Genomic DNA, 23,785 nt, shown 5'->3' on the forward strand with positions numbered 1-23,785 from the left:
TGTCGCGGCGCGCCGATTCCTGCAGGCGGATTGGCCGATTCCCGCAAACGGCCGCCCGGATTCAGAAATCGGTCAGGTCTCGGCCAAACTCGGCCCGGCGGCTCCTGCCGCGCCGGCAAGCCGCGCCCGCCGATACTCGGATGGCGTCAGTCCGGTCTGGGCCTTGAAGGCGCGATTGAACGGGCCGATCGAGCCGAAGCCCGCATCGAGGGCGATGGTCAGGATCGGGACGCCGGCCTGCGCGGGATCGCTCAGCGCGGCCTCGGCGTCGGCCAGCCGGTAGCCGTTGACGAAGGCGCTGAAATTGCGATGCCCGAGCTGACGGTTGATCAGGTGTCGCAGCCGGTACTCGGGAATGTCGAGCTTTTGCGACAGGGACGCGATGCTCAAGTCCGGCTCGCGAAAGACCTTGTCGTGCTCGAGCAGGTGCTGAAGCGCCAACAGTTGCGCCGAATCGGGTCCGGCAGCCGGCGCGGCCTGGGAATCGAATGCAGGCGCCGACGGCCTGGATTGTACGGCGGCGGGCGCCAGCTGCGTCTCCGCCGTCATGATCGAGCCCTGTACGGCGAACAGAAAGATCAGCGCCGTCAGGGCGGCTGCATTGGCGAGGCTGACCGAACTCGCCGAAAGGCCGCCGGGCCAGAGCCAGTCCGCCGCGATCGAGACCAGCGCATAAAGCACCGTGACGGCAGCGTACCAGACGCGAAGCCTCCGCCGCCCTTCAACCAGGTCGATTCCGCGCCCCGACCATGCATGCCAGGCGCCGAACAGCAGGAAGATCACCGACAGGCCGGTGCGTGCCACGTCGACGGACATCGGGTGCTTGAACTGGTCCATCACGGCGAGCGCCACCAGCGCCAGCCAGCCGAGCGCATGGGACCAGCGCGGCCGAAACCCGTCGGTGAACATCGCGCCCATGGCGATCCAGAACGCGGCCGGCAATCCCGCGCTGACCATTGCAACCGGAATGCGCAGGCGCAGATCAAGCGCACCGAAGCCCGGTGCGGACTCGACGATAAAGGCTGCGATACTCGCGTTCAGCAGCGCGGCATAACGGCTCACGGGGTCGCGCCGCGCATTGCGAGCGGCGACGGCCGCGCGGAGAAGAAGGATGACGACAGCTCCTCCACGCAGTGCAGCTTCCAGGGTCGACATGCAATTCAGGGGTCCGGCAGTGATCGGCTTCGACGGAGAATTGCATCAGGAGCAGTCCTGTCAACAGGATGCATGACGCCGTACAGGAACTTCCATTTTTTCCCGGCGTTGGACCTGCGGCGCGCAGCAGCGGCCGGCCATGAGATGAAGAACTTTTCCAACGCCGCATTTTCCCCCGAGGTGATCGAGCTGATGACCAGCGCCCTTGACGCTGCGGTCGCGACCTTGCCGGAGCCGGTGCATTCCTCGCATGTCACCGCGCTCGCCGAATCCATCCTGCGCACCGCGAGTGCCGGCGAGCGCGATGTAGCGAATTTGCAGAGGATCGCCTTGCTGGAGCTGCAACTGGCGCCGCGCAATTGATGAGGTCGACATGAAGACGATAGCCGCCGTCACACTTGCACTCCTGGTCGCCTCGCCGGTTCTTGCCCGGGCCGAGTCCTGGACCGCCTACCGCATTCCTCAATCCGGGACATCGGTCGACATTCCGATTTCGATCTTCACGGAACAGGCCGGCGAGCCGGACGGCTACGGCCGGAAATTCCGCACGCCCGACGGCGCTGCCGATCTCACGGTGCAGGCCGTTGCTCGCGAGCAGGGGATTTCGCCGGCCGCGTTCCTGGCCGCCAAGCAGCCGCCTGCGGGCATCGTCTACAAGCGGATTGCGCAAAACTTCTTCGTCGTGTCCAGCATCAGGCACGATAAGATCTGGTACGACCGCTGCAACTTCACCAGCCGCTACGTCCACTGCGTGCTGATCAATTATCCCGCGGCCGAGAAGCGGCGATGGGACGCGATCGTCACGCGCATCAGCCAGAGCCTGAGCGGCGGCTGAACCGGCGCGCCAGCAAAAGAGCTGCCCGATCGGATCGGGCAGCAGGTCGTGAGGATCGAAGCGTTCTCGGCGCTCAGCGTGCCGTCGTCGAGGTGGTCGACATGGTCGGCTTCGAGCCCGGCACGTGCGACATCGTCTTGGTGGTCGAGCCCACTTCTTCGCCGGCCTTCACCTTTGTGCGCGTGTGCGAACGGCTGAACGTGCCGCCCTCATGCGCTTGCGCGCGGGCGTTGGAATTCAGCACCGGTCCGTTGCCCTTGTTCATGCTGACGCCGGTCTGGGTCTTGCCATTGACGGCGGCGGCGCTTCCACCAGCCGCGATCGAGGAGCCCGTGCGGCCGCTTGCCGAGGTGGACGTGCCGCCGGTGCCGACGGTGGAGGCGGAGGTGCCGCCTACGGCGGCCGAGCCGCCTGATCCCCCGGTGATGCTGGTCTGCGCCAGCACAGGTGAGGTGGCGGCAAGCAGAAGTGCGACCGCCGAGGTCGTGATGAGTGTTCTCATGTTGCAATCCTTTGTTCAGGGTGACGAGGTCGAGATCGTGCAGCCGTTGACGGTGATGGTGCTGGCGCTGGTCGAGCCGGGGCCACCTGCCGTCGATGACGAGCTTGAAACGTTGCCGCCACCGGCCTGCACATGCACCGACGATCCGCCGGCCGAGCTCGAGCTCGACAGCGAACCGCTTGATGCCGTCGATCCGGTCGTGCCTGAGCTGGACGAGCCGAGCGCAGTGATGCTGCCGTCGGGATGTTTTTCGACCGTGACCTTGCAGGTGTCGCCGGAGGCCGTCTTGCCGGTCTTTTCGGTGGTTTCGGCCAGAGCGGTACTCCCCATCAAAGCCAATGCTGCAATCGCAATGATCGATTTGTTCATGGCAGTTCTCCTCCAACACGGACGAAGGAGCGGCATCGCTGCCGCTCCGTGGATCAAGGCGTCAATCCTTGTCTTTCTTCATCTCGTCCTTGTGGTGGCCCTTGCCCTTTTCCATGCCCATCTCGCTGGCATGGCTGCCGGACTTGCCGGCGTCGTCCATGTCGCGGGATTTCGACGAGCCGGACTGACCGACGGTCGAGCCGCCCGCTGCCGAGCCGCCGGTGCCGACGCTGGACGAGCTCTTGCCGCTGCCCGCCGACGAACCGCCGGTGCCGAGCGTGGAAGCCGAGCCGCTGCCCGAGCCGCTGCCCGCTGCCGAGCCACCGGTGCCGACGCTGGACGAGCTCTTGCCGCCGCCCGCCGACGAACCGCCGGTGCCGAGCGTGGAAGCCGAGCCGCTGCCCGAACCGCTGCCGGCCGCGGAGCCGCCGGTCCCGACAGTCGAGCTGCTGGTGCCGCCGCCCGCCGACGAGCCGCCGGTGCCGAGCGTCGACGCCGAACCCGAGCCGCTGCCACCGGCCGACGAGCCGCCGGTGCCGATGGTCGAATTGCTGGTGCCGCCGCCGGCGGACGAGCCGCCGGTGCCGACCGTCGAGCTCGATTGCGCAACGGCAAACGCCGTGCTGGCCAGCAGAGCGGCCGCAACTGCGGAAAGCTTCACTATCCTCATTGTCGTCTCCTCCAGTTTCCAAAAATCGCCAAATCAGGCTCGGGATAAATTGGCAATCGCGCAAACGTTCCTTTGCATGCGCGCTGTTCGCAGCTGATCCGCTGCGTCTGCAGTTTCGCGGTGTGTGGGCAAACATCGAGAGCGTCTATTCATCTGCGGTTCATGCGTGCGCGGCTCTTCGCGCAGCGCAGAGTCACGATCTTGGGCAGGGCGTGTGTGCGGAGCGAACGCGAATGATGGTTCGCTCGATCTCGTCGGCTGTCGAAGGTGCGGCGGTCGGCGGCAGATTCCTGGACTACAAAAGCAGCGCGACGATCAGTGCGCGTGCGAGCAGAATTATTGAGTGACGGGCATCGGCGCCCTGCAATGAACCAAGCGCATCCGCGGCGGGCCGCCCCACGGCCCGCCGCGAGCGGGGTTAGTCGACTTCCTGGACGACCATGCGCGATTCCGGATCGACCAGCATCACGTGGCTGCCGGAATAGACGTAGCGATACTTGGTGAGCGAGGGACCCCAATCGCTCGGGACGGTCGCGAGCTCGACGTCGCGCGGGACCGGCGAGCCGACCACGATCTTTTCGTGCGTCTCGACCGGGCGGATCTTGTGCTCGGTGACGTAGGAATGGATCCTGGTGCGATACTCCGGCTCGATCTGCACGGTAGCGCCGTGCGCCGCGCCGGTCGTGGTCGTCGTCACAGTGGTCTGCGCCATCGCGCCCGTCGACACGAGCAGCGCGGCGGCTGAAATCAGCATGAACTTCTTCATCGCGTTCTCCCTCGCCGCTGGATGCGGCGCTGCGATGAACTCGGTGATCCAGCCGGGTGTTCCCCTGGGAACAGGAACAATTGCCTGTTTTTCCTCTTTTCGGTTCCGCAAGCGCATTCGCGTCTGCAACGATGTTGGAACGCAGCCTTCGGCTACCTGTTGAACCGGCATGAAGTGGCTCGCCGCCGCGCTCGCCGTCGTGGCGCTGTGTCTGCTCGTCTATGCAGGTACGGCATTCGTGTCTCTTGCCGGGCTGGTCGCGGCTGCGCGCAGCGGCGATGCCGATCAGGTGCTCGCCCGGACCGACCTTCCGCGCGTGCGTCACGCCTTGGTCGATCAGCTCATCGATGCCTATCTGCGTCGCCTCGGACGCGAGCGCCCCGTCAAGCCGTTCGAGCGCCTCGCCATCAACACGTTCGGCGCCAGCGTCGCGGATGACCTCGCAAGCAAGCTGTTGACCCGGGACAACATCGCCGTTCTGCTTCAGACCGGGACGGTGCGAGGCAACGTCGAGTTCGGCAGCATTCCGCCGCTCGCTGAGATCGACGTCTCGAACATACCTGGGATCATCCGGCGCTTCACTCTCATCAAGCCCGTCGAGTTCTCGTTGCGGCTGGGTGCCAGTCGCGAGGCCGGCAGCATCAGCATGCATTTTGCCGGCGATGGCTGGCGGCTGTCGGCGGTTAACCTTCCGGCCGCCGTGTTGGCAAAGCTCGTGGAGCGACTGCCGACGCGCTAGAGAATGATCAGCAGGCTCACCGCCACCCCAGCGCCGGCGCGACATGCGTCAGGATCGCCTCGATCGCGTGCGCGCAATAATCGACGCCGAGCTGGTTCGGGATCGTCAGCAGCAGCGTATCGGCCTCGGCGATCGCCTCGTCCTGCCTGAGCTGCTCGATCAGCACGTCAGGCTCCGCTGCATAGGAGCGGCCGAAGATCGCGCGGGTGTGCGGGTCGATGAAGCCGATCTGGTCTTCGCCGCCGCGCTCGCCGCCGAAATAGGCGCGGTCGCGATCGTCCATCAGCGCGAAGATGCTGCGGCTGACGGAGACGCGGGGCTCGCGGCTGTGGCCGGCCTCCTTCCACGCCGCGCGAAACTTTCGGATTTGCGCGGCCTGCTGCACGTGAAAGGCTTCGCCGGTCTCGTCGTTCTTCAGCGTCGAGCTCTGCAAATTCATGCCGAGTTGTGCGGCCCACACCGCCGTCGCGTTCGAGCCGGCGCCCCACCAGATCCGTTCGCGCAGGCCTTGCGCATGCGGCTCGAGCCGCGACAGGCCCGGCGGATTGGGAAACATCGGCTGCGGATTGGGCTCGGCAAAACCCTCGCCGCGGAGCAGATCGAGAAACACTTCCGCGTGGCGCCGCCCCATGTCGGCATCGCTCTGGCCTTCGGCCGGGCGATAGCCGAAATAGCGCCAGCCGTCGATCACCTGCTCCGGCGAGCCGCGGCTGATGCCGAGCTGCAGCCGCCCGCCGGCGATGAGATCGGCGCTGCCGGCATCCTCCACCATGTAGAGCGGGTTCTCGTAGCGCATGTCGATCACGGCCGTGCCGATCTCGAGCTTGCTGGTCCTGGCACCGACCGCCGCGAGCAGCGGGAAGGGCGAGGCCAGCTGCCGCGCGAAATGATGCACGCGGAAATAGGCGCCGTCCGCGCCAAGCTGCTCGGCCGCGACCGCAAGCTCGATCGACTGCAGCAGCGTATCCGCCGCCGAGCGGGTCTGCGATTGCGGCGAGGGTGTCCAGTGTCCGAACGACAGGAATCCGATCTTTTTCATGGGCGCAAGGTAAGCGTGACCACGGCAATTTGCGATAGCCGGCCTGAAAAGAATGGCCCCTTGATCGGACCGGGCGATCTCACATAGACTGTCTAAGCGGGATCAAGCAGACTCCCGGCGAGACTTCGGTCCAAGCTCTGCGCAGCACGCAACACGTGGAGCTTGCGCATGAACACCGAACGACGATCCTCATCCCGACCAAGCGTTGCCATCCTCTCGCGAGGCGATGCCGTCGCCCGTCGAGAGGCCACCTCGAAAACTGGTCGCTTCGCCGACGTGTTCGCGGCGCTTGATGCCATCGGCGTCGAAGCTCAGCCAGCGATTTACGACGAGAGCTTCGCGGACGCCGTCCGCGAGCAACTGCTCGGAGTGGATGGCGTGCTGGTCTGGGTCAACCCGATCCAGGACGGTCGAAACCGTGCCGGCCTCGACGCCCTGCTGCGCGACGTCGCCGCGCAGGGCGTCTGGGTGAGCGCGCATCCCGATGTCATCCTCAAGATGGGCACGAAGGAAGTCCTCTATCGGACCCGCGCGATGGGCTGGGGATCGGACACGGCGCTGTATCGGACGGTCGAGGCGATGCGTGCCGGGCTGCCGGCGCGGCTTGCTGCCGGCCCGCGCGTCATCAAGCGCAGCCGCGGCAACGGCGGTCAAGGCGTATGGAAGGTCGAACAGCTCAAGACCTCGCCCATGGTGAAAGTGCTGGACGCGACGAAGGAGGCCTCCGAGGAGCTGACGCTGGACGATTTCATGCGGCGCTGCGCGGAGTATTTCGAGAGCGGCAGCGTGATCGATCAGGCATTCCAGCCGCGCCTCCACGAGGGCGTGGTGCGCTGCTACATGGCAGGCGATCGCTGCGCCGGTTTCGGCCATCACAAGGTCAAGGCCCTGGTCGAATCGCCGGCCGCGCGTTCCGAAGCCGGACCGCGGCTCTACACGTCGAACGCGGACCCACGCTTCCAGCGGCTGCGCCTGATGATGGAGGACGAGTGGACGCCGCAGCTGACCTCGCTGCTCGACATCGCGCGCGGTGACCTGCCCGCGATCTGGGACGCGGACTTCATGCTCGGCCCCGTTCAGCCCGACGGCAGCGACAGCTACGTGCTCGGCGAGATCAATGTCAGCTCGGTGCATCCCTATCCGAAGGAGGCGCCGGCGGAGATCGCAAGGCGCGTCGCCGATCGGTTGCGGCTCAAGACTTGACGCATGTTGACGGTCCGCGCACTCAAGCGCCTGCACCTCTGCGTGTCGTTCGAGTTGCAGGGCGGCGAATGCGTCGCCCTGCAAGGACCGTCCGGCGTCGGCAAGACCCTGCTGCTCCGCTCCATCGCGGATCTCGATCCCAACGAAGGCGCGGTCATGCTGCACGGGAGGCTGAGGGAAACCATGCCGGCTCCCGTCTGGCGCAAGCAGGTGACGTATGTTGCCGCCGAGCCCGGCTGGTGGTCCGACACGGTGCAGGAGCACTTCACGGCCTGGGAGGATGCGCTGCCGCTGGTCGAACGCTTGCGGCTGCCGCACGACTGCGCCTCCTGGCCGATTCAAAGATTGTCGACGGGCGAGAAACAACGATTGGCGCTCGTGCGCGCGCTCGTGCTGCAATCGCGCGTGCTCCTGCTCGACGAGCCGACCTCGGCACTCGATGCGGCATCGGCTGGGGCGGTGGAAGCCTTGATCGCCGAGCGGGTCGTTGCGGGAACGAGCGTGATCTGGAGTACGCATGACGATGCCCAGGCGCGGAGGGTCGGGTCGCGGGTCTTCCTGATGAACACCGGCGGCAGGATCGAGGAGAAGCTGATGTGACCTACATCCCCCTTGCTTACGGCGATCTGATCCTGCCCGCGCTCCTCGTCGTCATGGACGGGGTTCTCTCGCTTGCTCTCCACCTCAAGCTCGAGAGGCAGCTGGCCGTCGCCACGCTCAGGATGGTAATCCAGCTCGTGCTGGTCGGATACGTGCTGACCTTCCTGTTTGCCGCCGTCTCGCCGCTCTGGACCGCGCTTGCGGCCTTCATCATGGTCCTGTTCGCCTCGCGCGAGATCGTCGCGCGGCAGAAGCGGCGTCTTCCCGGCATCTGGAGCTACGGCCTCGGCGCGTCATGCACGCTGCTCGCCGCCGGCACCGTGACGATGTTCGCGCTGCTCACGCAGCTGCGCCCGGATCCCTGGTATCACCCCCGCTACGCGCTGCCGCTGCTCGGCATGATCCTGGGCAACACCATGACGGGGATCAGCCTCGGGCTGGACGTCCTGATCACCGGCCTCGTGCGTGAACGCAGTGCCATCGAAGCTTGCCTCGCGCTCGGCGGCACGCGGTATCAAGCCGTGTTGCCGGTCGTCAGGGATGCGCTCCGAAGCGGATTCACGCCGATCATGAACAGCATGGCGGCGATCGGCCTTGTCTCCTTGCCGGGCATGATGACCGGTCAGATTCTCGCCGGTGTCGCGCCGGTCGATGCGGCAAAATATCAGCTCTTGATCATGTTCCTGATCGCGGGCGGAACGGGCTTGGGTACGCTGGCCGCCGTGCTCGGTGGCGCAAGGCTGCTGACGGACCAGCGCCACCGTCTGCGCCTCGATCGCATTTCGACCGGAGAGCCGGCCTGATCGTTGCGCCTCGCGCGAGACGGAACCCGGACGGGGATTTGCCCGTTCCGGTCAGGCAACAAATGTGGAGCAACCATGAAATGGATGCTGGTGGTCCTTGTCGGCGGAATGACGCCGGTCAACACCGATCTGGTGTTCGATAAATTCGCCGATTGCCTTTCGGCCGAAGAACAGATGCGCAAGCACTACGCCGACGCGTTCGAGGCCTGGGACAAATGGGCGGCGATGAATATCGAGCGGCGTCACGACTATTCGAAAGCGCGTGATGCGCAAGCCAAGCGTCTCCTCAGCAACGTGGGAACGTGCGTGCCTCATGGTGACGGCTCCGTGGTGACACCGCAGGCCAGCCCGTCGCCGACGCCTTCCCCCAAACCCAGCCCAAACGGATTGAACGGAGCGTCCCAGGAGCATGTTTCGGGGCTGGCAGGTTCGAGACGGGAGGATTGCTTAGGCATTGTTAGCTTTTCTGGGCGAAAATCACCGCGTAGTTTTCAAATGATTCCCTTCCGCAATTTCCCGGATGATCCGACGTGCGCGCGAGATCTGCATGCCTGCCGGCCAACGGGGCGCCGATGCCTCGCGACGAGGCGAACAACATTCGGCCGATCCTGATTTGTGAGACATGCAGGAAGCCGATGGATTTCCTGGCATCTCTTCCTGCCATCGCAAGCCTTCCCGCCGTTCATGCCTATCGCTGCCTGCCCTGTTTGCGGGTGGCCACGGCCGCGCTTCGATAGCGGGGGCGATTTGCCAAGCAACGTCTTGGGAACGGATCAGCGAAGATTACGACAACGCCGAATCGATCGCGGCCTTGAGCTCAACCAGCAGACACGGCTTTATCACCACGGGGGTTCCTTTGAAGGCATCAGGGACTCCCGACGATCCATAGCCGCTCACGAAGAAGAACGGCTTGCCGCGACCGGCAACGGTTGAGGCGATCGGCGTGATCACGTCACCGCCAAGATTTATGTCGAGTATTGCGAGATCGAACTCAGCGCTGCTTGCAAGCGCGGCACCCCGGCTGACGTCGCCAGCCTCCGCAACGACCGAGTGCCCCGCCTCTTCGATCATGTCGACCAGCATCATTCTGATGAGGGCTTCATCTTCGACGAGGAGGACCGAAGCAGGCACGATTTGCGACCCTTAGGCGGGCCCCGTCTGCTGCGAACCCACGTTCAAGAGCTGAGAAACAGCCGCAACGACTTGCGCGGGCGCAAATGGTTTCTGGAGCAGAATGCTGTTTGGTACACCGAGTACGGGCCACTTATCGGCGGCCGCGCCGGTCATGTAAACCACGGGAAAATGCGGGTCGATCTCACGGGCAGCTCGTGCGATCTCCCAGCCGTCAAGACGTCCCAGCAAGTTGACGTCGGTCACGACAGCCCGATAGGGCCTGAGGCCGCTCTTCAGCAGCGTAATCGCTTCCTCACCCGTCTTCACGATTTCGATCTCGAAACCGCCCTCGGCGAGGGCTTCCTCGACGATGATCTGGATCGCTTCCTCGTCTTCGACGACCAGGATGATCGGAAGTTCCGTAGCCGCGTCTTGTCCTGCCATGTGTTACAAAGTGCACACACGGATTTTGTTCCGGCTGCGGAACGGGAGACCGCAAAATTAGGCCTGGAACATTCGCGCATTTGCCAAGTTTTCCCGGTGCCCTTCCCCAAGGGTGACCCCAATGGCCCCAGCTCAATGCCCCCCATTTCCCCGCGAGCTGGGGCCAAGCCGGACATCGGAAGCCAAGACGCGGTTCAAGGCAGCGCGGCTCGCGTCGAAGCCCGGCTCTGCGCCGAGGCGCGGCCCAATGTCTCGGAATGAGCGCGATCTTTCGGGACCACCGTGCGAGGTCAAAACCAAGCGGCCCAATCCACTCTTGCCAGAACGGATGAGGCCCCTTGCTTTGAACCGATGTTGCGAGCCTCCGGCCGGGCGCAAGCTCGTCCGGAGTCAATCGACACCCATGCAGCCTGCCCGTTCAGGCAGGCTTCGATATCGGCTTGTCCTTCTCGACGATGTAATTGATCAGGAGTCTCGTCTTGGTGTCCGCTGCCTTGCCACCAGCATGCGGCGTCTCCGGCGGGATCTGGAATGCTTCGCCCGCCTTGATGATGCGCATCGGCTGTCCCTCGACCGGGAGTTCGCCGCCTCCGCCCTCCATGCAGTAGCTCGACTCGATTCCGGGATGCGTGTGACGCGGGATCGAAACGCCCGGCTCGATCGTGACGTCCATGATGATCGTTGTGTACCCCGGCGCGGGGCCGTCAATCTGCGACAGGATTTTCCGGGTCACCCCGCCGGCGGCAGGTGGCTGTGCGCCCTGCGCGAAAGCCTCCGTTGCGATGAAATCGGTAATTCCACAAATTGCACACGACGCCAAACCGGCGAAACCTCGACGTGTTAACATGATTTTCCTCCCTTTATAATTTAGCGCCCGCGCTACGCGGGTGCTCAATCCTAGCGGGATTTCCAGGCTGCGGGGAGGCAAAGCAGGCGCAACTCTTTGCGGTAAAATCTGCGGCCGGCCCGGCGCGCAGGTGCGGTCGAAGTCCGGGGATGACCAGACCCAAGGCGGACCCCGATGAGAGGCGAGGCAGAAATCTGCCCCCGTTCACCACATTTAAACCATAAGGTTCTACGAAGGGGGACTTATCTGGGCTGCGGCGACATGCGCATAGCCTTCGTACAGAAGCCATCCATGGACTTCGGGCAATGAAGGTTTGGCAGACCGGCTGCATCGTGGCTCTCATCGCGTCCATTGGGGTCTTTCTGGCCGCCGGTAACAGACCGGCCGCGACGATGCCGGATGTCCTGCCGGCAGCGGCAGCGAACGTGGCTCCTGCGCTCGTGGTGACGCCTGCCTTGTACGCCGAGGCATCCGCCAGGCTTGCGGCGGCGCTTCGGGCCGACAGAGCAGAGCCTGGTCCGGCGACGTCGGCAGCTTCCGGGCCGTCGAGCAGCGGAGCCGAGATCGTCGCTGAACCCGTCGCGCCGAAACTGGCGTCGTTGGAGCCTGACACTGTCCAGCCGCTCTCCGCAGCGCGCGATGCGGTCAACGATGCTCCCAAAGCGGCGTCGGCGCCGGATTTCCGTTATCTGGTCTACTACGTCTGGTCCGAACTGCCGCCCGCCGAGAAACCGGCGGAGATCGTCTTGCGTGCGTTCAAGGACATTCCGGTGGGAACGCCGGCCGAAGAGATCAAGCGTGTGTCCGACGCCTTTGGTCTCGATGTCAATTTCATGATGGCGGTTGCCAAGATCGAATCCGGTTTCAACCCCAATCAACGCACCGGGTCCTATATCGGCCTGTTTCAGCTGAGCCAATATGAGTTCGGCAAGTTCGGCTTCGGGCAGATCCGCAATCCCAGGGACAACGCCGTTGCGGCCGCCTACAAGATCCTGACCGAGGGCGTCCAGTTCGGGTGGATCACGCACCGGACGCCTGACATGAGCGATCTTTACCTGATCCATCAGCAGGGCTGGGAAGGCGCCGCCGAGCACGTCAGCCACCCCGCCCGCACCGCCTGGAAATCGATGTGCGCCACCAGCGAAGGCAAGGAGAAGGGCGAGAGGTGGTGCAAGCGCGCGATCTGGGGCAATGCGCTTCCGGCGTTCAAGCGCGCCTGGAAATCGGTGGACAATGTGACGTCGGAGGCGTTCGTCGGCATGTGGCGCGGCCGGGTCGCCGAATTCTACACGAAATATGTGGCGACCGCCGCTGCGGCGGCGACAAGCCAGTAAGCGGGCACCGAGGCCGCTAAGCCGCATCCTGAGGAGACTGCGGAGCAGTCGTCTCGGAGGAGGCCCGCGCCGAGACGCCGCCAAAGGCCAAATGCGATTGCCTTGCCATCGGCCGGCGGCTTGCTATTCCATCCAACGTGGAATGGGCAGATTCTTCTTGCGCAGGAATTCCGGGTTGAACAGCTTGGACTGATAGCGCTGTCCGCCATCCGCGAGGATGGTCACGATGGTCTTGCCCGGACCGAGGTCCCGTGCAAGTCGCATGGCTCCGACGATGTTGATGCCGCTCGAGCCACCGAGCACCAGCCCTTCGTGCTCGATCAGGTCGAAGAGAACCGGCAACGCTTCCTCGTCCGTGATCTGGTACGCCGCATCGATTGGCGTGCCTTCGAGATTCCTGGTGACACGCACTTGGCCGATCCCTTCGGTGATCGAGTCCCCTTCGCTCGTCAGCTCACCCTTGGTGAACCAGTTGTAGAGCGCGGCCCCCATGGGGTCGCTGAGCGCAATCCTGATGGCTGGATTTCGCTCCTTGAGGGCTCGTGCGACCCCACCCAAAGTCCCGCCACTGCCGACGGCGCAGGTAAAGCCGTCGATCTTTCCGCCCGTCTGCTCCCAAATCTCCGGCCCGGTCGTGCGATGATGGCCCTCGCGATTGGCAACGTTATCGAACTGATTGGCCCAGAACGCGCCGAGCTGTTCGGCTAGCTGACCGGAATAGCGCGCGTAGTGACCGGGATTCGAATAGGGAACGGCAGGGACCAACCGCAGGTCCGCGCCGCACAGCCGCAGCATGTCCTTTTTCTCCTGACTTTGCGTGTCAGGCATCACGATCACGCTTCGATACCCCAGTGCATTCGCCACGAGCGCAAGGCCGATGCCGAGATTTCCGGCCGTGCCTTCGACGATGACACCGCCGGGTCCGAGCTTGCCGGTTCGCTCGGCATCTTCCACCATGGCAAGGGCCGCACGATCTTTGATCGACCCGCCAGGATTGAGAAATTCGGCCTTGCCGTAGATCTCGCAGCCTGTGGCCTCCGACGCCCTTCGCAGCCTGATCAACGGCGTGTTGCCGATGGCGTCCAAAAATCCCGTTCGGATATTGTTCATCGCCTGCCCACCTTCGCGCCTCAGGCGACTCTAGGCTGCGCAGCGGATAATTCCGTTCTTTAGTTCAGGCGATATGAGGAACGGCTTTGGCGTCTAACCCGCCCAATCGAAAATTCCATTCCGGCGCTGTGGCGGCATTAGGCGTACGCGACCCAGCCGCGGAAGGCGAAGCCGGTGTAGAACAGCGTTGGCTCAGAGAACCCGGCCTCGCGCAGGACGAGTTCGTCCTGAGCAGGCGCCAGAATCTGCAGATGGTTGCTGACCGCATTCTGTGCGGCCGCGGCCTGCTCCGGCTCGACGCCGGATGCGGCCAGGAACGCTGAGTAGCGCGCCAGCCACAGCGGACGTTCCTTCTCTCCATCGGGCGCGCTCAGATGCGCGACCACGAACGGTGCGCGCGGTTTGAGCCGGCGGCGGACCTCCGAGGCGATGCGACGTCGTTCGGGAACATCCACGAAATGGAGGGTCAGGAGGCAGGTGGCGCCGTCGAATGGTCCCTCCGGGGCATCATCGATATAGCCTTGGTGAAAGCGCGCACGTGGTGCGAGCTCTCCCAGAGTCTGCCCGGCCAGCGCCAGCATCGGCCCAGAGGGGTCGACGCCGTCGAAGCGCCAACCGGGATGTGCCTGTGCAAAGGCTTTGAGCTCCAGGCCGCCACCGGCACCGAGGACGAGCACTTGCCCATCGCCGGGGACGCTTTCGGCCAGCAAAATTGACGCCATGGATTGCATGGCGTCGTAGCCCGGCACGAAGCGCCGTGGTCCTTCGGTGTATCGAGCCACGAATTGCGGATCCGAAAATGCGGCTTGAATGTCGGTCATGATGCAGTCCCGTGAATGGAGCCGTTCACGCGCCATGCGCGCTGATGTGATGGATCTTTCGAGACCCCAGCCGCTTGCGCAAATCCTCGCCCAGCATCGCCAGCGTCACTTCACCGAGGCGCGCCAGCAGCAGCGCCTCGGCATCGTCAAAGGCCTTTTCGAGCGCCGCATTGACGGCCTGCTCGACCAGGCAACCCGGTGCTTCCGTCCGGTTGCCCATGGCCAGAAGCGCAGGGCTGCCGAGCGCGACGTAAACGTCGCGCAGCGTCACCTTGGAAAGATCGCAGGCCAGCGTCCAGCCGCCCCCGTGGCCTTTTTCCGAGCGCACGTAACCGAGGTCCCGCAGCCCCGCCATGATGCGGCGGATCACCACCGGATTGGTGTCCATGGCTTTCGCCAGGGTCTCGGATGTGAACGGCCCCGGCTGCTGCGCCATGTGCAGCAGCACGTGGAGGACGCCAGAGAGGCGGCTGTCACGTTTCATGTAACTTTATATGTTACATGATCGAGGAAAGGTCAACCGGTTTCGGCATGCCCGACGCGAACGAATTCTCGTCACGTGTCGACAGACCACGAAACATTCCGCGCGCGGGATGCGGAGTGAAGCTTGAGGATATCGATGCGGAGGAGCGGGATGGCCCGGCCGAACAGGGCGCGATGATGACATCTTGCGCCTGTTTTGCCCGACGGGTCAAGCGCGTCTACGGTTTTTCGGAAATGTCGTGCTTCACGGACGAGTTGATGCGCGGACGACGCGCCATCCCTATCGCGTCGCGCTTCAAGGCTTGATTTCGCTACCCCCGGCTACTGTGCATGGGGTTGTTTTCAACTTTGTTCGAGGACGCGAACGCGGGAGGCGCAATTCGGCGCTCGGCCGCTACTTCATCAGCCGCACGCCCTTGGTCGTGAACTTCTGCGCCTTGCCGCCCGGTCGCACCGGGCGCCTGGTGCCGGCGGCCTTGCCGGTGCCGGGGGGCTGGTGCGCCGGCACGAGCTGGTGGGGCTGCGAGCCGATCAGGTCGCGGCGGCCCATCTCGATCAGCGCTTCGCGCAGCACCGGCCAGTTGTCGGGATCGTGGTAGCGCAGGAACGCCTTGTGCAGGCGGCGCTGGCGCAGGCCCTTGATCGCCTCGACCTTGTCGCTGCCGCCGTGGCGCACGCCGCGCAGGGGATTGACGCCGGTGTGGTACATCGCGGTCGCGGTCGCCATCGGCGAGGGCAGGAAGGTCTGCACCTGATCGGCGCGATAGCGGTTCTTCTTCAGCCACAGCGCGAGGTTCATCATGTCCTCGTCGGTCGTGCCCGGATGCGCCGCGATGAAATAGGGGATCAGGTAATATTTCTTGCCGGCTCGCTCGGCCGCCTCGTCGAACATCCGCTTGAACTTGTTGTAGGCGCCGATGCCCGGCTTCATCATTTTGTCGAGCGGACCGCGCTCGGTGTGTTCAGGGGCGATCTTGAGATAGCCGCCGACGTGATGGGTGACGAGCTCCTTGATGTATTCGGGGCTCTCGACCGCGAGGTCGTAGCGCACGCCCGATGCGACCATCACCTTCTTGATGCCTTTGGTCTCGCGCACCTTGCGATAGAGGCGAATGAGGTCGTCATGCGAGGTGTTGAGGTTCGGGCAGATCTCGGGGAAGACGCAGGACGGCCGCCGACACGCCGCCTCGACCTTCGGGTCCTTGCACGCCATCCGGTACATGTTGGCGGTGGGGCCGCCGATGTCGGAGATCACGCCGGTGAAGCCCGGCGTCTTGTCGCGGATCTTCTCGATCTCGCGCAGGATCGAGCCTTCGGAGCGGTTCTGGATGATGCGGCCCTCGTGCTCGGTGATCGAGCAGAAGGTGCAGCCGCCGAAGCAGCCGCGCATGATCGTCACCGAGAACTTGATCATGTCCCAGGCGGGAATCTTGGCCTCGCCGTAGGACGGATGCGGCGCGCGCGCATAAGGCAGGTCGTAGACCGCGTCCATCTCCTCTGATGTGAGCGGGATCGGCGGCGGGTTGAGCCAGAGATCGCGGTCGCCGTGACGCTGCACCAGCGGACGCGCATTGCCGGGATTGCTCTCCCGGTGCAGCACACGCGAGGCACGGGCGTAGGCTTCCTTGTCCTGCTCGACCTGCTCCAGCGCAGGCAGGCGGATGACGGTCAGGCCCTTCTGGCGCGTGGCGCCCTCGTCGGCGGAATCGAGATCGTCGGCGTGCAGCTCGGTGTAATCCGCTGGGACCTTGCGGAACAGCGCGACGCCCCTGATGTCGTCGAGCTCGCGCGGCGCTTCGCCGGCGGCGAGACGGTGCGCGACTTCGACGACGGCGCGCTCGGCATTGCCGTAGAGCAGGAGGTCGGCCTTGGCGTCGGCCAGCACCGAGCGCCGCACCTTGTCCGACCAGTAATCGTAATGCGCGATCCGGCGCAGCGAAGCCTCGATGCCGCCGAGCACGATCGGCACATCCTTGAATGCCTCGCGGCAGCGCTGGGCGTAGACGACGGTCGAGCGGTCCGGCCGCTTGCCGCCTTCGCCGCCTGCCGTGTACGCGTCGTCATGGCGCAGGCGCCGGTCGGCGGTGTAGCGGTTCACCATGGAATCCATGTTGCCGCCGGTGACGCCGAAGAACACTTTTGGCTTGCCGAGTGCCTTGAACGGCTCGGCCGACTGCCAGTCCGGCTGGGAGATGATGCCGACCCGGAATCCCTGCGCCTCGAGCAGGCGGCCGATGATGGCCATGCCGAAGCTCGGATGGTCGACATAGGCATCGCCGGTCACCAGCACGATGTCGCATTCATCCCAGCCGAGCGCGTCCATCTCGGCGCGGCTCATGGGAAGGAACGGCGCCGGCTTACGCGGGCGGGCCTGCGCCATCAGGGGTTTTGCGGCGGTAATGATCTGGGTGTCCATGAGGCCTACGCATAGGACTCCGGGCCGCCGAATTCAACCGATCGGTGGGCCCGCTCTGCCGATTGTGACGCCAGGCGGGACTGTGACACGGTCCACATATCGCTGCTGCATGCCGTGCCAAGCTCCCCATCCGTTGCGAGGGAGAAATCCATGCTGCTGGTCGATACGCTGCTGATCCTGTCGATGCTGTTTTTCCTGTTCCTGCCCATCACCGATCGCAGGACCGTTCGAATGAAGCTCTGCATGGTGTGTACGCTGCTGGCGGTGTTCTCGGTCTCCGCGAGCCGCACCCATGTCGCGCAGGTGCGGCTCGCCGGAATCGTCGCGCCGCGCTGAACGCAGGTTCCCGTCGGCGCACCTGAGCTGCGCAATTGGAACCAATCGCGGCCGCGAACATTCTGCGTGAGGGTTCGACGCGGGCCCGGGTCGCGTGCGCCTTCACGATGGTGTGCGCGATGTCGCCTCTGGCGATGGGGAAGCTGTGAGTACAGTCATTGAGAACTTGCTGCTGCGGAAGCAGAAGCTCGTCGAACAGCTCGATACGGCGCAGTCGGTGGAGGACCGCGACAAAATCGAGCATCAGCTCGAACAGATCAACACCGCCCTGGATTTCCTCGATCGACCGGGCTCGAAGCAGGAGAGATAGGCGATCAATCGACTTTCAACGCCTTGGCGTAGACCACACCCGAATTGGTGATGTGCGTGGTCATCAGCGCTTCGAAAGCTGCAAACTCGCCGCGCGCGAACAGGTCGAGCAGCTCGCGGTGCTCGTCGAACGAGACGCGGGTGCGCACGTCGATCGGCGATGTCAGACTGGTGCGGAGCGCGGCAACGCGGCCGGAGACGAGCTGATAGGATTCGGCGAGATAACGGTTGCCGCAATGCGTGAACAGCGCCTCGTGAAAGGCGGCGTCGGCGCGGCCATAGGCGATGTTGTCCCTCGCCTCGACGGCCGGCTCCATTGCCGCAATCGCCTCGCTCATCGCGGCGATCGCGCCGTCCCGGTCATGACGAAAGGCGAGCTCGGCGGCCTTGGGCTCGAGCGCGATGCGAAAGCTGCAAAGCGCGGTGATATCTTCTGCGCTCGGCGTGAACACGAAGCTGCCGACCTGCGGCCGGATCACCACGAGCCCTTGCGTCTGCAACTGGCCCATCGCCTCGCGCACCGGCGTGCGGCTGACGCCGAACGAATTCGCCACCATCTCTTCCGAAATCGCCGCGCCCAACGCGAACTCGCCGTCGATGATCGCCTGTCGCAGCCGCAGCATCACGCGCTGCGACAGCGATTTCGGCGCATCCAGCTTGAGCGAGCGCATCGGGGTTCTCAGATCACCTTGCCGGGGTTGAGCAGATGATCGGGATCGAGCGCGGCTTTCAGCGTCCGCATCAAGGCGATCTCCGGTTCGCTGCGGGCATGACCGAGCCATCTCTTCTTCAGCGTGCCGATGCCGTGCTCGGCGGAGACGCTGCCGCCCATGTCGCGGACGAGGCCGTAGATGATCTCGTCCATCTCCTCCTTCGGCTGCTGCGCGACGGGAAGGCCCGCGACCCAGGAGACGAGGTGCAGATTGCCGTCGCCGATATGACCGTAATAAACGCTCTCGCAGCCCTTGATGCCGTCAGCCAGCGCCGCCTTGCAGCGTGTCGCGAACTCGTCCATCCGCGCCACGGCAAGGCCGATGTCGTAAGAGATGTGCGGCCCGAGCACCTGTCCGAACTCGGCGCAGATGTCGCGCACGCGCCAGAACGCTTGCGTCTGCGCCAGCGATTGCGCTACGGCAGCATCCGTGAGCAGCCCGCGTTCCATCAGCTCCTCGAGCCAGGCCTGGAAGCGAGGGGCATCGGCGCTCTCGTCGGTGCCCTGCGCCTCGACCAGCACGTAGAGGCCATGGCCTGCGGCCACCGGCGGCTTGACGCCGGCGCGCGTCGTGATCACGTCCCAATAGTCCGGCCACATCACTTCGAATGCCGACAGCAGCGGACCGAGGCCGCTGCGAGCGGCACCGAGCAAGTCGATCACCGCGGCATAATCCTTCAGTGCGCAGAGCGCGGCCATGGTCGACCGCGGCTTCGGAAACAGTTTCAGCACCACGCGGGTGATGATGCCGAGCGTGCCTTCCGAGCCGATGAAGAGATGTTTCAGGTCGTAACCCGCATTGTTCTTCATCAGCTTGTTGAGGCCAGTGATGATGGTGCCGTCAGGCAGCACCACTTCGAGGCCGAGCACCAACTCGCGCGTCATGCCGTAGCGGATGACGCGGTTGCCGCCGGCATTGGTCGAGAGATTGCCGCCGATCGCGCAGGAGCCGCGCGAGCCGAGATCGAGCGGAAAAAAGCAGCCGGCTTCGTCCGCAGCCTTCTGAATCGTCTCCAGCGGTGTGCCGGCTTTCACCGTCATCGTCATCGAAGCGGGATCGATTTCCTCGATGCCGGTCATCCGCTCCAGCGAGATCGCGACCCAGCCTGCTTCAGGCGCGGCGCCGCGGCAGAGCCCGGTCAGTCCGCCCTGCGGCACGAACGGCAGGCGCGCCTGCCGGCAGGTCGCAATCGCATCAGCAACGCCCGGCGCATCAAGCGGGCGGATCACCGCGAGCGGGGTCTGCGGCAGGCTCGCGCTCCAATCGTTGCAATTGCGTGCGGGCACGTCGCTGCCGGTCAGCACGGCCGCGGCGCCGAGCCTGGCGCGCAACGTTTCGAGCAATGAGGCGGGATGTCCGACGGGCGTCAGCATGTCCATGTGAGACCTCTTGCAGATCTGGCCGCGCCGCCCTCGGGCGGAGGCACAGCAGGGAATTGCATAAGACTTGTATGTAAGGTACAAGATGGAAAGTAAAGCAAAAACAGCCTCATGGCCGCGAAGATCGTTATGGATCAGGGCCTTATTCGGGGCGCAGCAATCGGTGGTGCTATGACGGAGGCAATTCGCGGATTTTGGGTGGCGTCGGCGACGCCGCTGGCGGCGGACGGCAATGTGGACTCTGCGAAGCTCGCTGCCCATGCCAAGCAGCTGTTTAGCAAGGGGGTCGATGGTGTCGTGCTGTTCGGCACCACCGGCGAGGGGACCTCGTTCAATGTTGCTGAGCGCGTCGCGACCATCGATGCAGTGCTCAGGGCCGGCGTGCCAGCGGAGCGCATCGGCGTCGGCGGCGGCTTTCCGGCCATCAGCGACAGCATCGCGCTGACGCGCGCCGTACTCAGCCTGGGCCTGCGCCACGTGCTGGTTCTGCCGCCTTACTTCGATCGCAGCGTCACGGCTGACGGCATCGAGGATGCGTTTGCGGCGATCATCGACGGCGTCGCGGACGATCGTCTGCGCGCCTATCTCTATCATATCCCGCAGATCTCGGGCGTCGCGATCCCGACGACGGTCGCTGCGAATTTACGCAAGCGCTACGGCAATGTGGTCGCGGGCCTAAAGGACTCCAGCGGCGACTTCAAGCAGTTCCAGGCCTTCCGTGCCGCGGCGCCCGAGCTCGCCATCACGGTCGGCAATGAAACCGACATCGCGCGCGCGATCGCCGGCGGCGGCGCCGGCACGATCTGCGGCATGGCCAATATCGCGCCGGAGCTGGTCAAGGCGATGATCGACGGGAAGGATGTCGAAGCGCGGATGCAGGCGGCTGTCGATATCGTGGTGAAGTCGCCGTCCTTCCTTGCCACGCTGAAGGCCATTCTCGCCGCCCAGACCGGTGATGCCGGCTGGTTGCGCGTGCGTCCGCCGCTGCGTGCCTTGCCTGATGGCACCGCGCTCAAGGCGAAGCTGGACGAACTGACCAGCCGCGCGATCGCCTAAGCGCGCGCTTCATCGCTGTGATCGTTCGCGGTCCGCGCCGACATGGCGCGGACCGCGACGAGCGCAGCCGCAAAGCCAGCCGTTGCGCCCACGCCGAGCGCCCAACGGGGGCCCAGATGATCCGCTACCCATCCAACGATGGGTGCGCCGATTGGCGTGCCGCCCAACGCGACGCCGAGGCGCAATGCCATGACGCGCCCCCGCATCCGCGGTTCGGCGGAGAGCTGCATCATGGCGTTCGAGGTATTGGTGACCGTCAGCGCCGCGACGCCGATCAGGACAAGGCTGCCCGCAAACAGCCAATAGCTCGGCGCAAGAGCAGCCAGCGTGCATCCCGCGCCGAACGTTGCGGCGCCGAGTAGCAGCGAGACGAAGCGTGGCTGGGCGCGCCCTGCGGCCAGCAGCGCGCCCGAGATCGTGCCGACCGCCATCGTCGACGACAACAAGCCGAAGCCGCGCGCATCGGTGTGGAAAACGCTGACCGCCATGGTCGAGATGAAGATCGGAAAATTCAGTCCGAACGTCCCGATCAGGAACAGCATGATCATGATCGCCCTGAGATCCCTGCGCGACCAGACGTAGCGAAAGCCCTCGGTCATGACACCCTGTGCCCGGTGCGCCCGTGCATTCGGGCGAAGCTCCGATGTCCGCAGCAAAGCGAGCGAGCAAAGCACCGCCATGAAGGAGGCGGCGTTGAGCAGGAAAGCCCAACCGGTGCCGATCGAGGCGATGACGATTCCTGCCATCGCGGGTCCGACCATCCGCGCGGCGTTGAAGGACGTCGAATTCAGCGCGATCGCATTGGGGAGTTCACCGTCGCCGACGAGCTCGGCCACGAACGTCTGGCGCACGGGGGCATCGAAAGCCGCGGCGCAACCGAACAGGAAGGCGAACACATAGACGTGCCAGATTCACCAGACCGGTGACTGTAAGAAGACCGAGCACCAATGCGAGTCCGCCCATCGTCGCCTGGGTCGCGACCAGAAGCCGTCGCTGGTTGAAATGATCGGCCGCAAAACCGGTCCAAGGCATCAGCAGAAGCTGCGGCCCGAACTGGAGCGCCATCACGATGCCGACGGCCGAGGCGTTGTGCCGCGTAAGCTCGGTGAGAACGAGCCAGTCCTGCGCGGCGCGCTGCATCCAGGTCCCGGTGTTGGACACCAGCGCGCCCGCAGCCCAGACACGGTAATTGTAGTTCCGCAGCGAACGGAATGTGCCTGCAGCGGCCACGCTTACGAACCCGATGGCGTGTTGCCGCCGTGGAACCGGCCGAAGCGTCGCGCGAGAAAGAGGCTCAAGAGCAACGCGCCAAGCCCGAGGGCGACGACATCGTTCGTGTCCAGCAGAGCAAATTCTCCGACGCGACAAATGAGGAGGTATGCAACGACCACGTTGAAGGAGCCCCAGAGCACGTTGACCGTCGATGAAGACAGACCTTCGCCCGGCGGTTTTGCGAACGGACTCTGGAACGGTTCGCCGCGCTGCCCGCTGACTAGATGTGGGATGGCGTTCGCGAGAAATGCGCCGCCCCAAAAATAGGAAACGAGATGAAGCCAGTTCATGCCTGTGCGCTCCGTGCTGCCAGCAAATCGATGATCGCTTGCGTCGAGCCGCTCTCGCCGAGTCTCGGAAAAACGTTGGCGATGCTGTAGTCGTGCGCTTCGGCACGCGGGTCGGTCATGGCGTCGATCGCAAGGGTGACATTGAAGCCCGCCTCGTAAGCTTGCCGTGCCGTAGATTCGACGCCGGTGCCGGTCGCGACACCTGCGATGACGACCTGCGTGACGTCACGCTGCCGTAGATTGCTCTCGATGTCCGTGCTCGCGAATGCGCCCCATGTCTGCTTGGTCACGGTGAGGTCGTCGGCCTGCCGATCGAGCTCGGGAATAAGATCGGCCCACCCGTGGGGGAAGGGACCTTCGGGACGAGGCCGCTCGGTCCGACCGGGCGCACTGCCGGCGACATTGACCAGCACGACTGGCAGACGATGCCGCCGGAACGCGCGCGTAAGCGCGCCAGCGCGTGCCACGACGTCTCCCATGGGATGCACGGACGGCAGATCGACGATGCCGCGTTGCAGGTCGACGACAATGAGGGCAGTGATCGGGTCGAGCGTGGTGAGAGCCATGATGTGTCTTTCTAGCAGCCGACAGTTCTGCGCGCGTCAATCGTCGACGAGCCGCTTGAGCAGAGAGACGGCGGCGGCGAGTTCGTCCTGCTCTCGCGACGACAGCCGTGCCGAAATAGTGCGCGAGAGCCAGTCCTGCCGGGCCGCGCGGCCGACCCGGATCCACTCGCGGCACGCTTTAGTCAGCGACAGGATGGTTTGACGGCCGTCGTCCGGATCAGGCGCGCCACTGACAAGGCCTGCGGCCAGCAGAGCGGCGACCGCGGTGCTCATCGATTGCGGGCGCATCTTTTCCGATCGCGCCAGGCTCGACACTGTGGCGGGGCCGTCCTTTTCCAGGCGCAGCAGGATCGATACCTGGGATGGCGTCAAATCCTCAGGGCCTGCCTGCTCGCGGAGTCGCCGCTTGAGCTTGCCAACCAGTGAACGGAGGTCTTCCGCAAGCGCGCCCGCGCGCGCGGACGGGCGTTGGTCTGATGAATTTATCATGGCAAGGTAGCATGGCATTTTTACAGCTAATCTGTAAAGATTGCCTGTGCAGTTAGACTGAGCAAAAAAACGTGAGCCAGACGCGCCGGCTGCCGCGATGGCGACACCAGCCAGCGCGTGTCACGC

31 protein-coding genes and 1 pseudogene are annotated in these 23,785 nt (G+C 64.7%); 13 read left to right on the forward strand and 19 right to left on the reverse strand.

Going from position 1 to position 23,785, the window contains the following annotated elements:
* Nucleotides 1–72: 72 nt before the first annotated feature.
* A complete protein-coding gene (locus X265_RS04595; protein WP_128963826.1) occupies nucleotides 73–1,155 on the reverse strand; it encodes an AraC family transcriptional regulator in 1,083 nt (360 codons plus the stop codon).
* Nucleotides 1,156–1,299: 144 nt separating this feature from the next.
* On the opposite strand from X265_RS04595, the gene X265_RS04600 reads away from it, so the two are divergent.
* Both X265_RS04600 and X265_RS04605 read left to right on the forward strand, forming a co-directional pair.
* On the forward strand, nucleotides 1,300–1,518 hold the full coding sequence (locus X265_RS04600) for a hypothetical protein (RefSeq protein WP_128963827.1): 219 nt from the start codon (nucleotides 1,300–1,302) through the stop codon (nucleotides 1,516–1,518).
* A gap of 10 nt (nucleotides 1,519–1,528) precedes the next feature.
* Complete coding sequence (locus X265_RS04605) at nucleotides 1,529–1,990, forward strand: hypothetical protein (RefSeq protein ID WP_128963828.1); 462 nt, start codon at nucleotides 1,529–1,531, stop codon at nucleotides 1,988–1,990.
* A gap of 73 nt (nucleotides 1,991–2,063) precedes the next feature.
* On the opposite strand, the gene X265_RS04610 is transcribed toward X265_RS04605, so the two are convergent.
* The 4 genes from X265_RS04610 to X265_RS04625 all read right to left on the reverse strand — a co-directional run bounded on the left by X265_RS04610 (nucleotide 2,064) and on the right by X265_RS04625 (nucleotide 4,297).
* On the reverse strand, nucleotides 2,064–2,492 hold the full coding sequence (locus tag X265_RS04610; protein ID WP_128963829.1) for a hypothetical protein: 429 nt from the start codon (nucleotides 2,490–2,492) through the stop codon (nucleotides 2,064–2,066).
* A gap of 15 nt (nucleotides 2,493–2,507) precedes the next feature.
* A complete protein-coding gene (locus X265_RS04615) occupies nucleotides 2,508–2,861 on the reverse strand; it encodes a hypothetical protein (RefSeq protein WP_128963830.1) in 354 nt (117 codons plus the stop codon).
* 61 nt (nucleotides 2,862–2,922) lie between these two features.
* Complete coding sequence (locus tag X265_RS04620; protein ID WP_128963831.1) at nucleotides 2,923–3,531, reverse strand: hypothetical protein; 609 nt, start codon at nucleotides 3,529–3,531, stop codon at nucleotides 2,923–2,925.
* 418 nt (nucleotides 3,532–3,949) lie between these two features.
* Nucleotides 3,950–4,297, reverse strand: a complete 348-nt coding sequence (locus X265_RS04625; RefSeq protein WP_128963832.1) for a DUF1236 domain-containing protein — start codon at nucleotides 4,295–4,297, stop codon at nucleotides 3,950–3,952.
* Here X265_RS04625 and X265_RS40315 point away from each other — a divergent pair.
* On the forward strand, nucleotides 4,284–4,460 hold the full coding sequence (locus X265_RS40315; protein WP_164938423.1) for a hypothetical protein: 177 nt from the start codon (nucleotides 4,284–4,286) through the stop codon (nucleotides 4,458–4,460). The two genes, X265_RS04625 and X265_RS40315, sit on opposite strands and share 14 nt — an antisense overlap.
* A 6-nt stretch (nucleotides 4,461–4,466) precedes the next feature.
* On the forward strand, nucleotides 4,467–5,036 hold the full coding sequence (locus X265_RS04630) for a DUF2939 domain-containing protein (protein WP_128963833.1): 570 nt from the start codon (nucleotides 4,467–4,469) through the stop codon (nucleotides 5,034–5,036).
* Between the two features lie 16 nt (nucleotides 5,037–5,052).
* On the opposite strand, the gene X265_RS04635 is transcribed toward X265_RS04630, so the two are convergent.
* Nucleotides 5,053–6,075: an LLM class flavin-dependent oxidoreductase gene (locus X265_RS04635; protein WP_128963834.1), complete on the reverse strand. Its 1,023-nt coding sequence runs from the start codon at nucleotides 6,073–6,075 to the stop codon at nucleotides 5,053–5,055.
* 168 nt (nucleotides 6,076–6,243) lie between these two features.
* Between X265_RS04635 and X265_RS04640 the strand changes: the two genes are divergently transcribed.
* The 4 genes from X265_RS04640 to X265_RS41210 all read left to right on the forward strand — a co-directional run bounded on the left by X265_RS04640 (nucleotide 6,244) and on the right by X265_RS41210 (nucleotide 9,293).
* On the forward strand, nucleotides 6,244–7,278 hold the full coding sequence (locus X265_RS04640) for a Cj0069 family protein (protein ID WP_128963835.1): 1,035 nt from the start codon (nucleotides 6,244–6,246) through the stop codon (nucleotides 7,276–7,278).
* Nucleotides 7,279–7,281: 3 nt separating this feature from the next.
* Nucleotides 7,282–7,878: an ABC transporter ATP-binding protein gene (locus X265_RS04645; protein WP_128963836.1), complete on the forward strand. Its 597-nt coding sequence runs from the start codon at nucleotides 7,282–7,284 to the stop codon at nucleotides 7,876–7,878.
* Nucleotides 7,875–8,681, forward strand: a complete 807-nt coding sequence (locus X265_RS04650) for an ABC transporter permease (protein ID WP_128963837.1) — start codon at nucleotides 7,875–7,877, stop codon at nucleotides 8,679–8,681. Before X265_RS04645 ends, X265_RS04650 begins: the two co-directional genes overlap by 4 nt.
* Nucleotides 8,682–8,756: 75 nt before the next feature.
* A complete protein-coding gene (locus X265_RS41210) occupies nucleotides 8,757–9,293 on the forward strand; it encodes a hypothetical protein (RefSeq protein ID WP_244659478.1) in 537 nt (178 codons plus the stop codon).
* 171 nt (nucleotides 9,294–9,464) lie between these two features.
* On the opposite strand, the gene X265_RS04660 is transcribed toward X265_RS41210, so the two are convergent.
* The 3 genes from X265_RS04660 to X265_RS04670 form a co-directional block, all read right to left on the reverse strand.
* On the reverse strand, nucleotides 9,465–9,767 hold the full coding sequence (locus X265_RS04660) for a response regulator (protein ID WP_244659477.1): 303 nt from the start codon (nucleotides 9,765–9,767) through the stop codon (nucleotides 9,465–9,467).
* Between the two features lie 57 nt (nucleotides 9,768–9,824).
* The gene (locus tag X265_RS04665) at nucleotides 9,825–10,238 is read right to left on the reverse strand and encodes a response regulator (protein ID WP_128963839.1); all 414 of its coding nucleotides are present in this window, start codon (nucleotides 10,236–10,238) and stop codon (nucleotides 9,825–9,827) included.
* Nucleotides 10,239–10,656: 418 nt separating this feature from the next.
* Nucleotides 10,657–11,133, reverse strand: a complete 477-nt coding sequence (locus X265_RS04670; RefSeq protein WP_245478050.1) for a cupin domain-containing protein — start codon at nucleotides 11,131–11,133, stop codon at nucleotides 10,657–10,659.
* Nucleotides 11,134–11,390: 257 nt separating this feature from the next.
* Here X265_RS04670 and X265_RS04675 point away from each other — a divergent pair, with 257 nt between their 5' ends.
* Nucleotides 11,391–12,419: a transglycosylase SLT domain-containing protein gene (locus tag X265_RS04675; protein WP_128963840.1), complete on the forward strand. Its 1,029-nt coding sequence runs from the start codon at nucleotides 11,391–11,393 to the stop codon at nucleotides 12,417–12,419.
* A 123-nt stretch (nucleotides 12,420–12,542) separates the two neighbouring features.
* Here X265_RS04675 and X265_RS04680 read toward each other — a convergent pair whose 3' ends face one another.
* From X265_RS04680 to X265_RS04690, 3 genes are all read right to left on the reverse strand, one after another.
* Entirely contained in the window at nucleotides 12,543–13,529 is a 987-nt protein-coding gene (locus X265_RS04680; RefSeq protein ID WP_128963841.1) for a cysteine synthase A, read from the reverse strand.
* Between the two features lie 137 nt (nucleotides 13,530–13,666).
* Complete coding sequence (locus tag X265_RS04685; protein WP_188637447.1) at nucleotides 13,667–14,350, reverse strand: class I SAM-dependent methyltransferase; 684 nt, start codon at nucleotides 14,348–14,350, stop codon at nucleotides 13,667–13,669.
* Nucleotides 14,351–14,375: 25 nt separating this feature from the next.
* Nucleotides 14,376–14,834, reverse strand: coding sequence for an Rrf2 family transcriptional regulator (locus tag X265_RS04690; RefSeq protein ID WP_128963843.1), 459 nt, complete (start codon nucleotides 14,832–14,834; stop codon nucleotides 14,376–14,378).
* A 116-nt stretch (nucleotides 14,835–14,950) separates the two neighbouring features.
* On the opposite strand from X265_RS04690, the gene X265_RS04695 reads away from it, so the two are divergent.
* Nucleotides 14,951–15,139: a hypothetical protein gene (locus X265_RS04695; protein WP_188637446.1), complete on the forward strand. Its 189-nt coding sequence runs from the start codon at nucleotides 14,951–14,953 to the stop codon at nucleotides 15,137–15,139.
* A gap of 88 nt (nucleotides 15,140–15,227) precedes the next feature.
* On the opposite strand, the gene X265_RS04700 is transcribed toward X265_RS04695, so the two are convergent.
* Nucleotides 15,228–17,249 carry a YgiQ family radical SAM protein gene (locus tag X265_RS04700; protein ID WP_128963845.1) on the reverse strand — a complete coding sequence of 674 codons (2,022 nt, stop codon included), beginning with the start codon at nucleotides 17,247–17,249 and terminating at the stop codon, nucleotides 15,228–15,230.
* Between the two features lie 150 nt (nucleotides 17,250–17,399).
* Here X265_RS04700 and X265_RS04705 point away from each other — a divergent pair, with 150 nt between their 5' ends.
* Together X265_RS04705 and X265_RS40320 are read left to right on the forward strand one after the other, a co-directional pair.
* A complete protein-coding gene (locus X265_RS04705; RefSeq protein ID WP_128963846.1) occupies nucleotides 17,400–17,585 on the forward strand; it encodes a hypothetical protein in 186 nt (61 codons plus the stop codon).
* 145 nt (nucleotides 17,586–17,730) lie between these two features.
* Nucleotides 17,731–17,895 (forward strand): hypothetical protein, encoded by a 165-nt coding sequence (locus X265_RS40320; RefSeq protein ID WP_164938424.1) that lies wholly within the window; start codon nucleotides 17,731–17,733, stop codon nucleotides 17,893–17,895.
* Nucleotides 17,896–17,899: 4 nt separating this feature from the next.
* Here the strand turns inward: X265_RS40320 and X265_RS04710 are convergent, their stop codons facing one another.
* A complete protein-coding gene (locus X265_RS04710) occupies nucleotides 17,900–18,565 on the reverse strand; it encodes a GntR family transcriptional regulator (RefSeq protein WP_128963847.1) in 666 nt (221 codons plus the stop codon).
* Between the two features lie 8 nt (nucleotides 18,566–18,573).
* Entirely contained in the window at nucleotides 18,574–19,986 is a 1,413-nt protein-coding gene (locus tag X265_RS04715; protein WP_128963848.1) for an FAD-binding oxidoreductase, read from the reverse strand.
* Between the two features lie 171 nt (nucleotides 19,987–20,157).
* Here X265_RS04715 and X265_RS04720 point away from each other — a divergent pair, with 171 nt between their 5' ends.
* Entirely contained in the window at nucleotides 20,158–21,042 is an 885-nt protein-coding gene (locus tag X265_RS04720; protein ID WP_128963849.1) for a dihydrodipicolinate synthase family protein, read from the forward strand.
* On the opposite strand, the pseudogene X265_RS04725 reads toward X265_RS04720, so the two are convergent.
* The 4 genes and pseudogenes from X265_RS04725 to X265_RS04740 all read right to left on the reverse strand — a co-directional run bounded on the left by X265_RS04725 (nucleotide 21,039) and on the right by X265_RS04740 (nucleotide 23,659).
* Nucleotides 21,039–22,272 (reverse strand): annotated as a pseudogene (locus X265_RS04725) (MFS transporter). The gene X265_RS04720 and the pseudogene X265_RS04725 overlap by 4 nt on opposite strands.
* Nucleotides 22,273–22,274: 2 nt before the next feature.
* The gene (locus X265_RS04730) at nucleotides 22,275–22,604 is read right to left on the reverse strand and encodes a hypothetical protein (protein WP_128963850.1); all 330 of its coding nucleotides are present in this window, start codon (nucleotides 22,602–22,604) and stop codon (nucleotides 22,275–22,277) included.
* Nucleotides 22,601–23,170 carry an isochorismatase family protein gene (locus tag X265_RS04735; protein ID WP_128963851.1) on the reverse strand — a complete coding sequence of 190 codons (570 nt, stop codon included), beginning with the start codon at nucleotides 23,168–23,170 and terminating at the stop codon, nucleotides 22,601–22,603. Before X265_RS04735 ends, X265_RS04730 begins: the two co-directional genes overlap by 4 nt.
* A gap of 36 nt (nucleotides 23,171–23,206) precedes the next feature.
* Nucleotides 23,207–23,659: a MarR family winged helix-turn-helix transcriptional regulator gene (locus X265_RS04740; RefSeq protein WP_128963852.1), complete on the reverse strand. Its 453-nt coding sequence runs from the start codon at nucleotides 23,657–23,659 to the stop codon at nucleotides 23,207–23,209.
* Nucleotides 23,660–23,785: the final 126 nt, after the last annotated feature.

This window comes from Bradyrhizobium guangdongense, from assembly GCF_004114975.1.
Lineage (GTDB): Bacteria > Pseudomonadota > Alphaproteobacteria > Rhizobiales > Xanthobacteraceae > Bradyrhizobium > Bradyrhizobium guangdongense.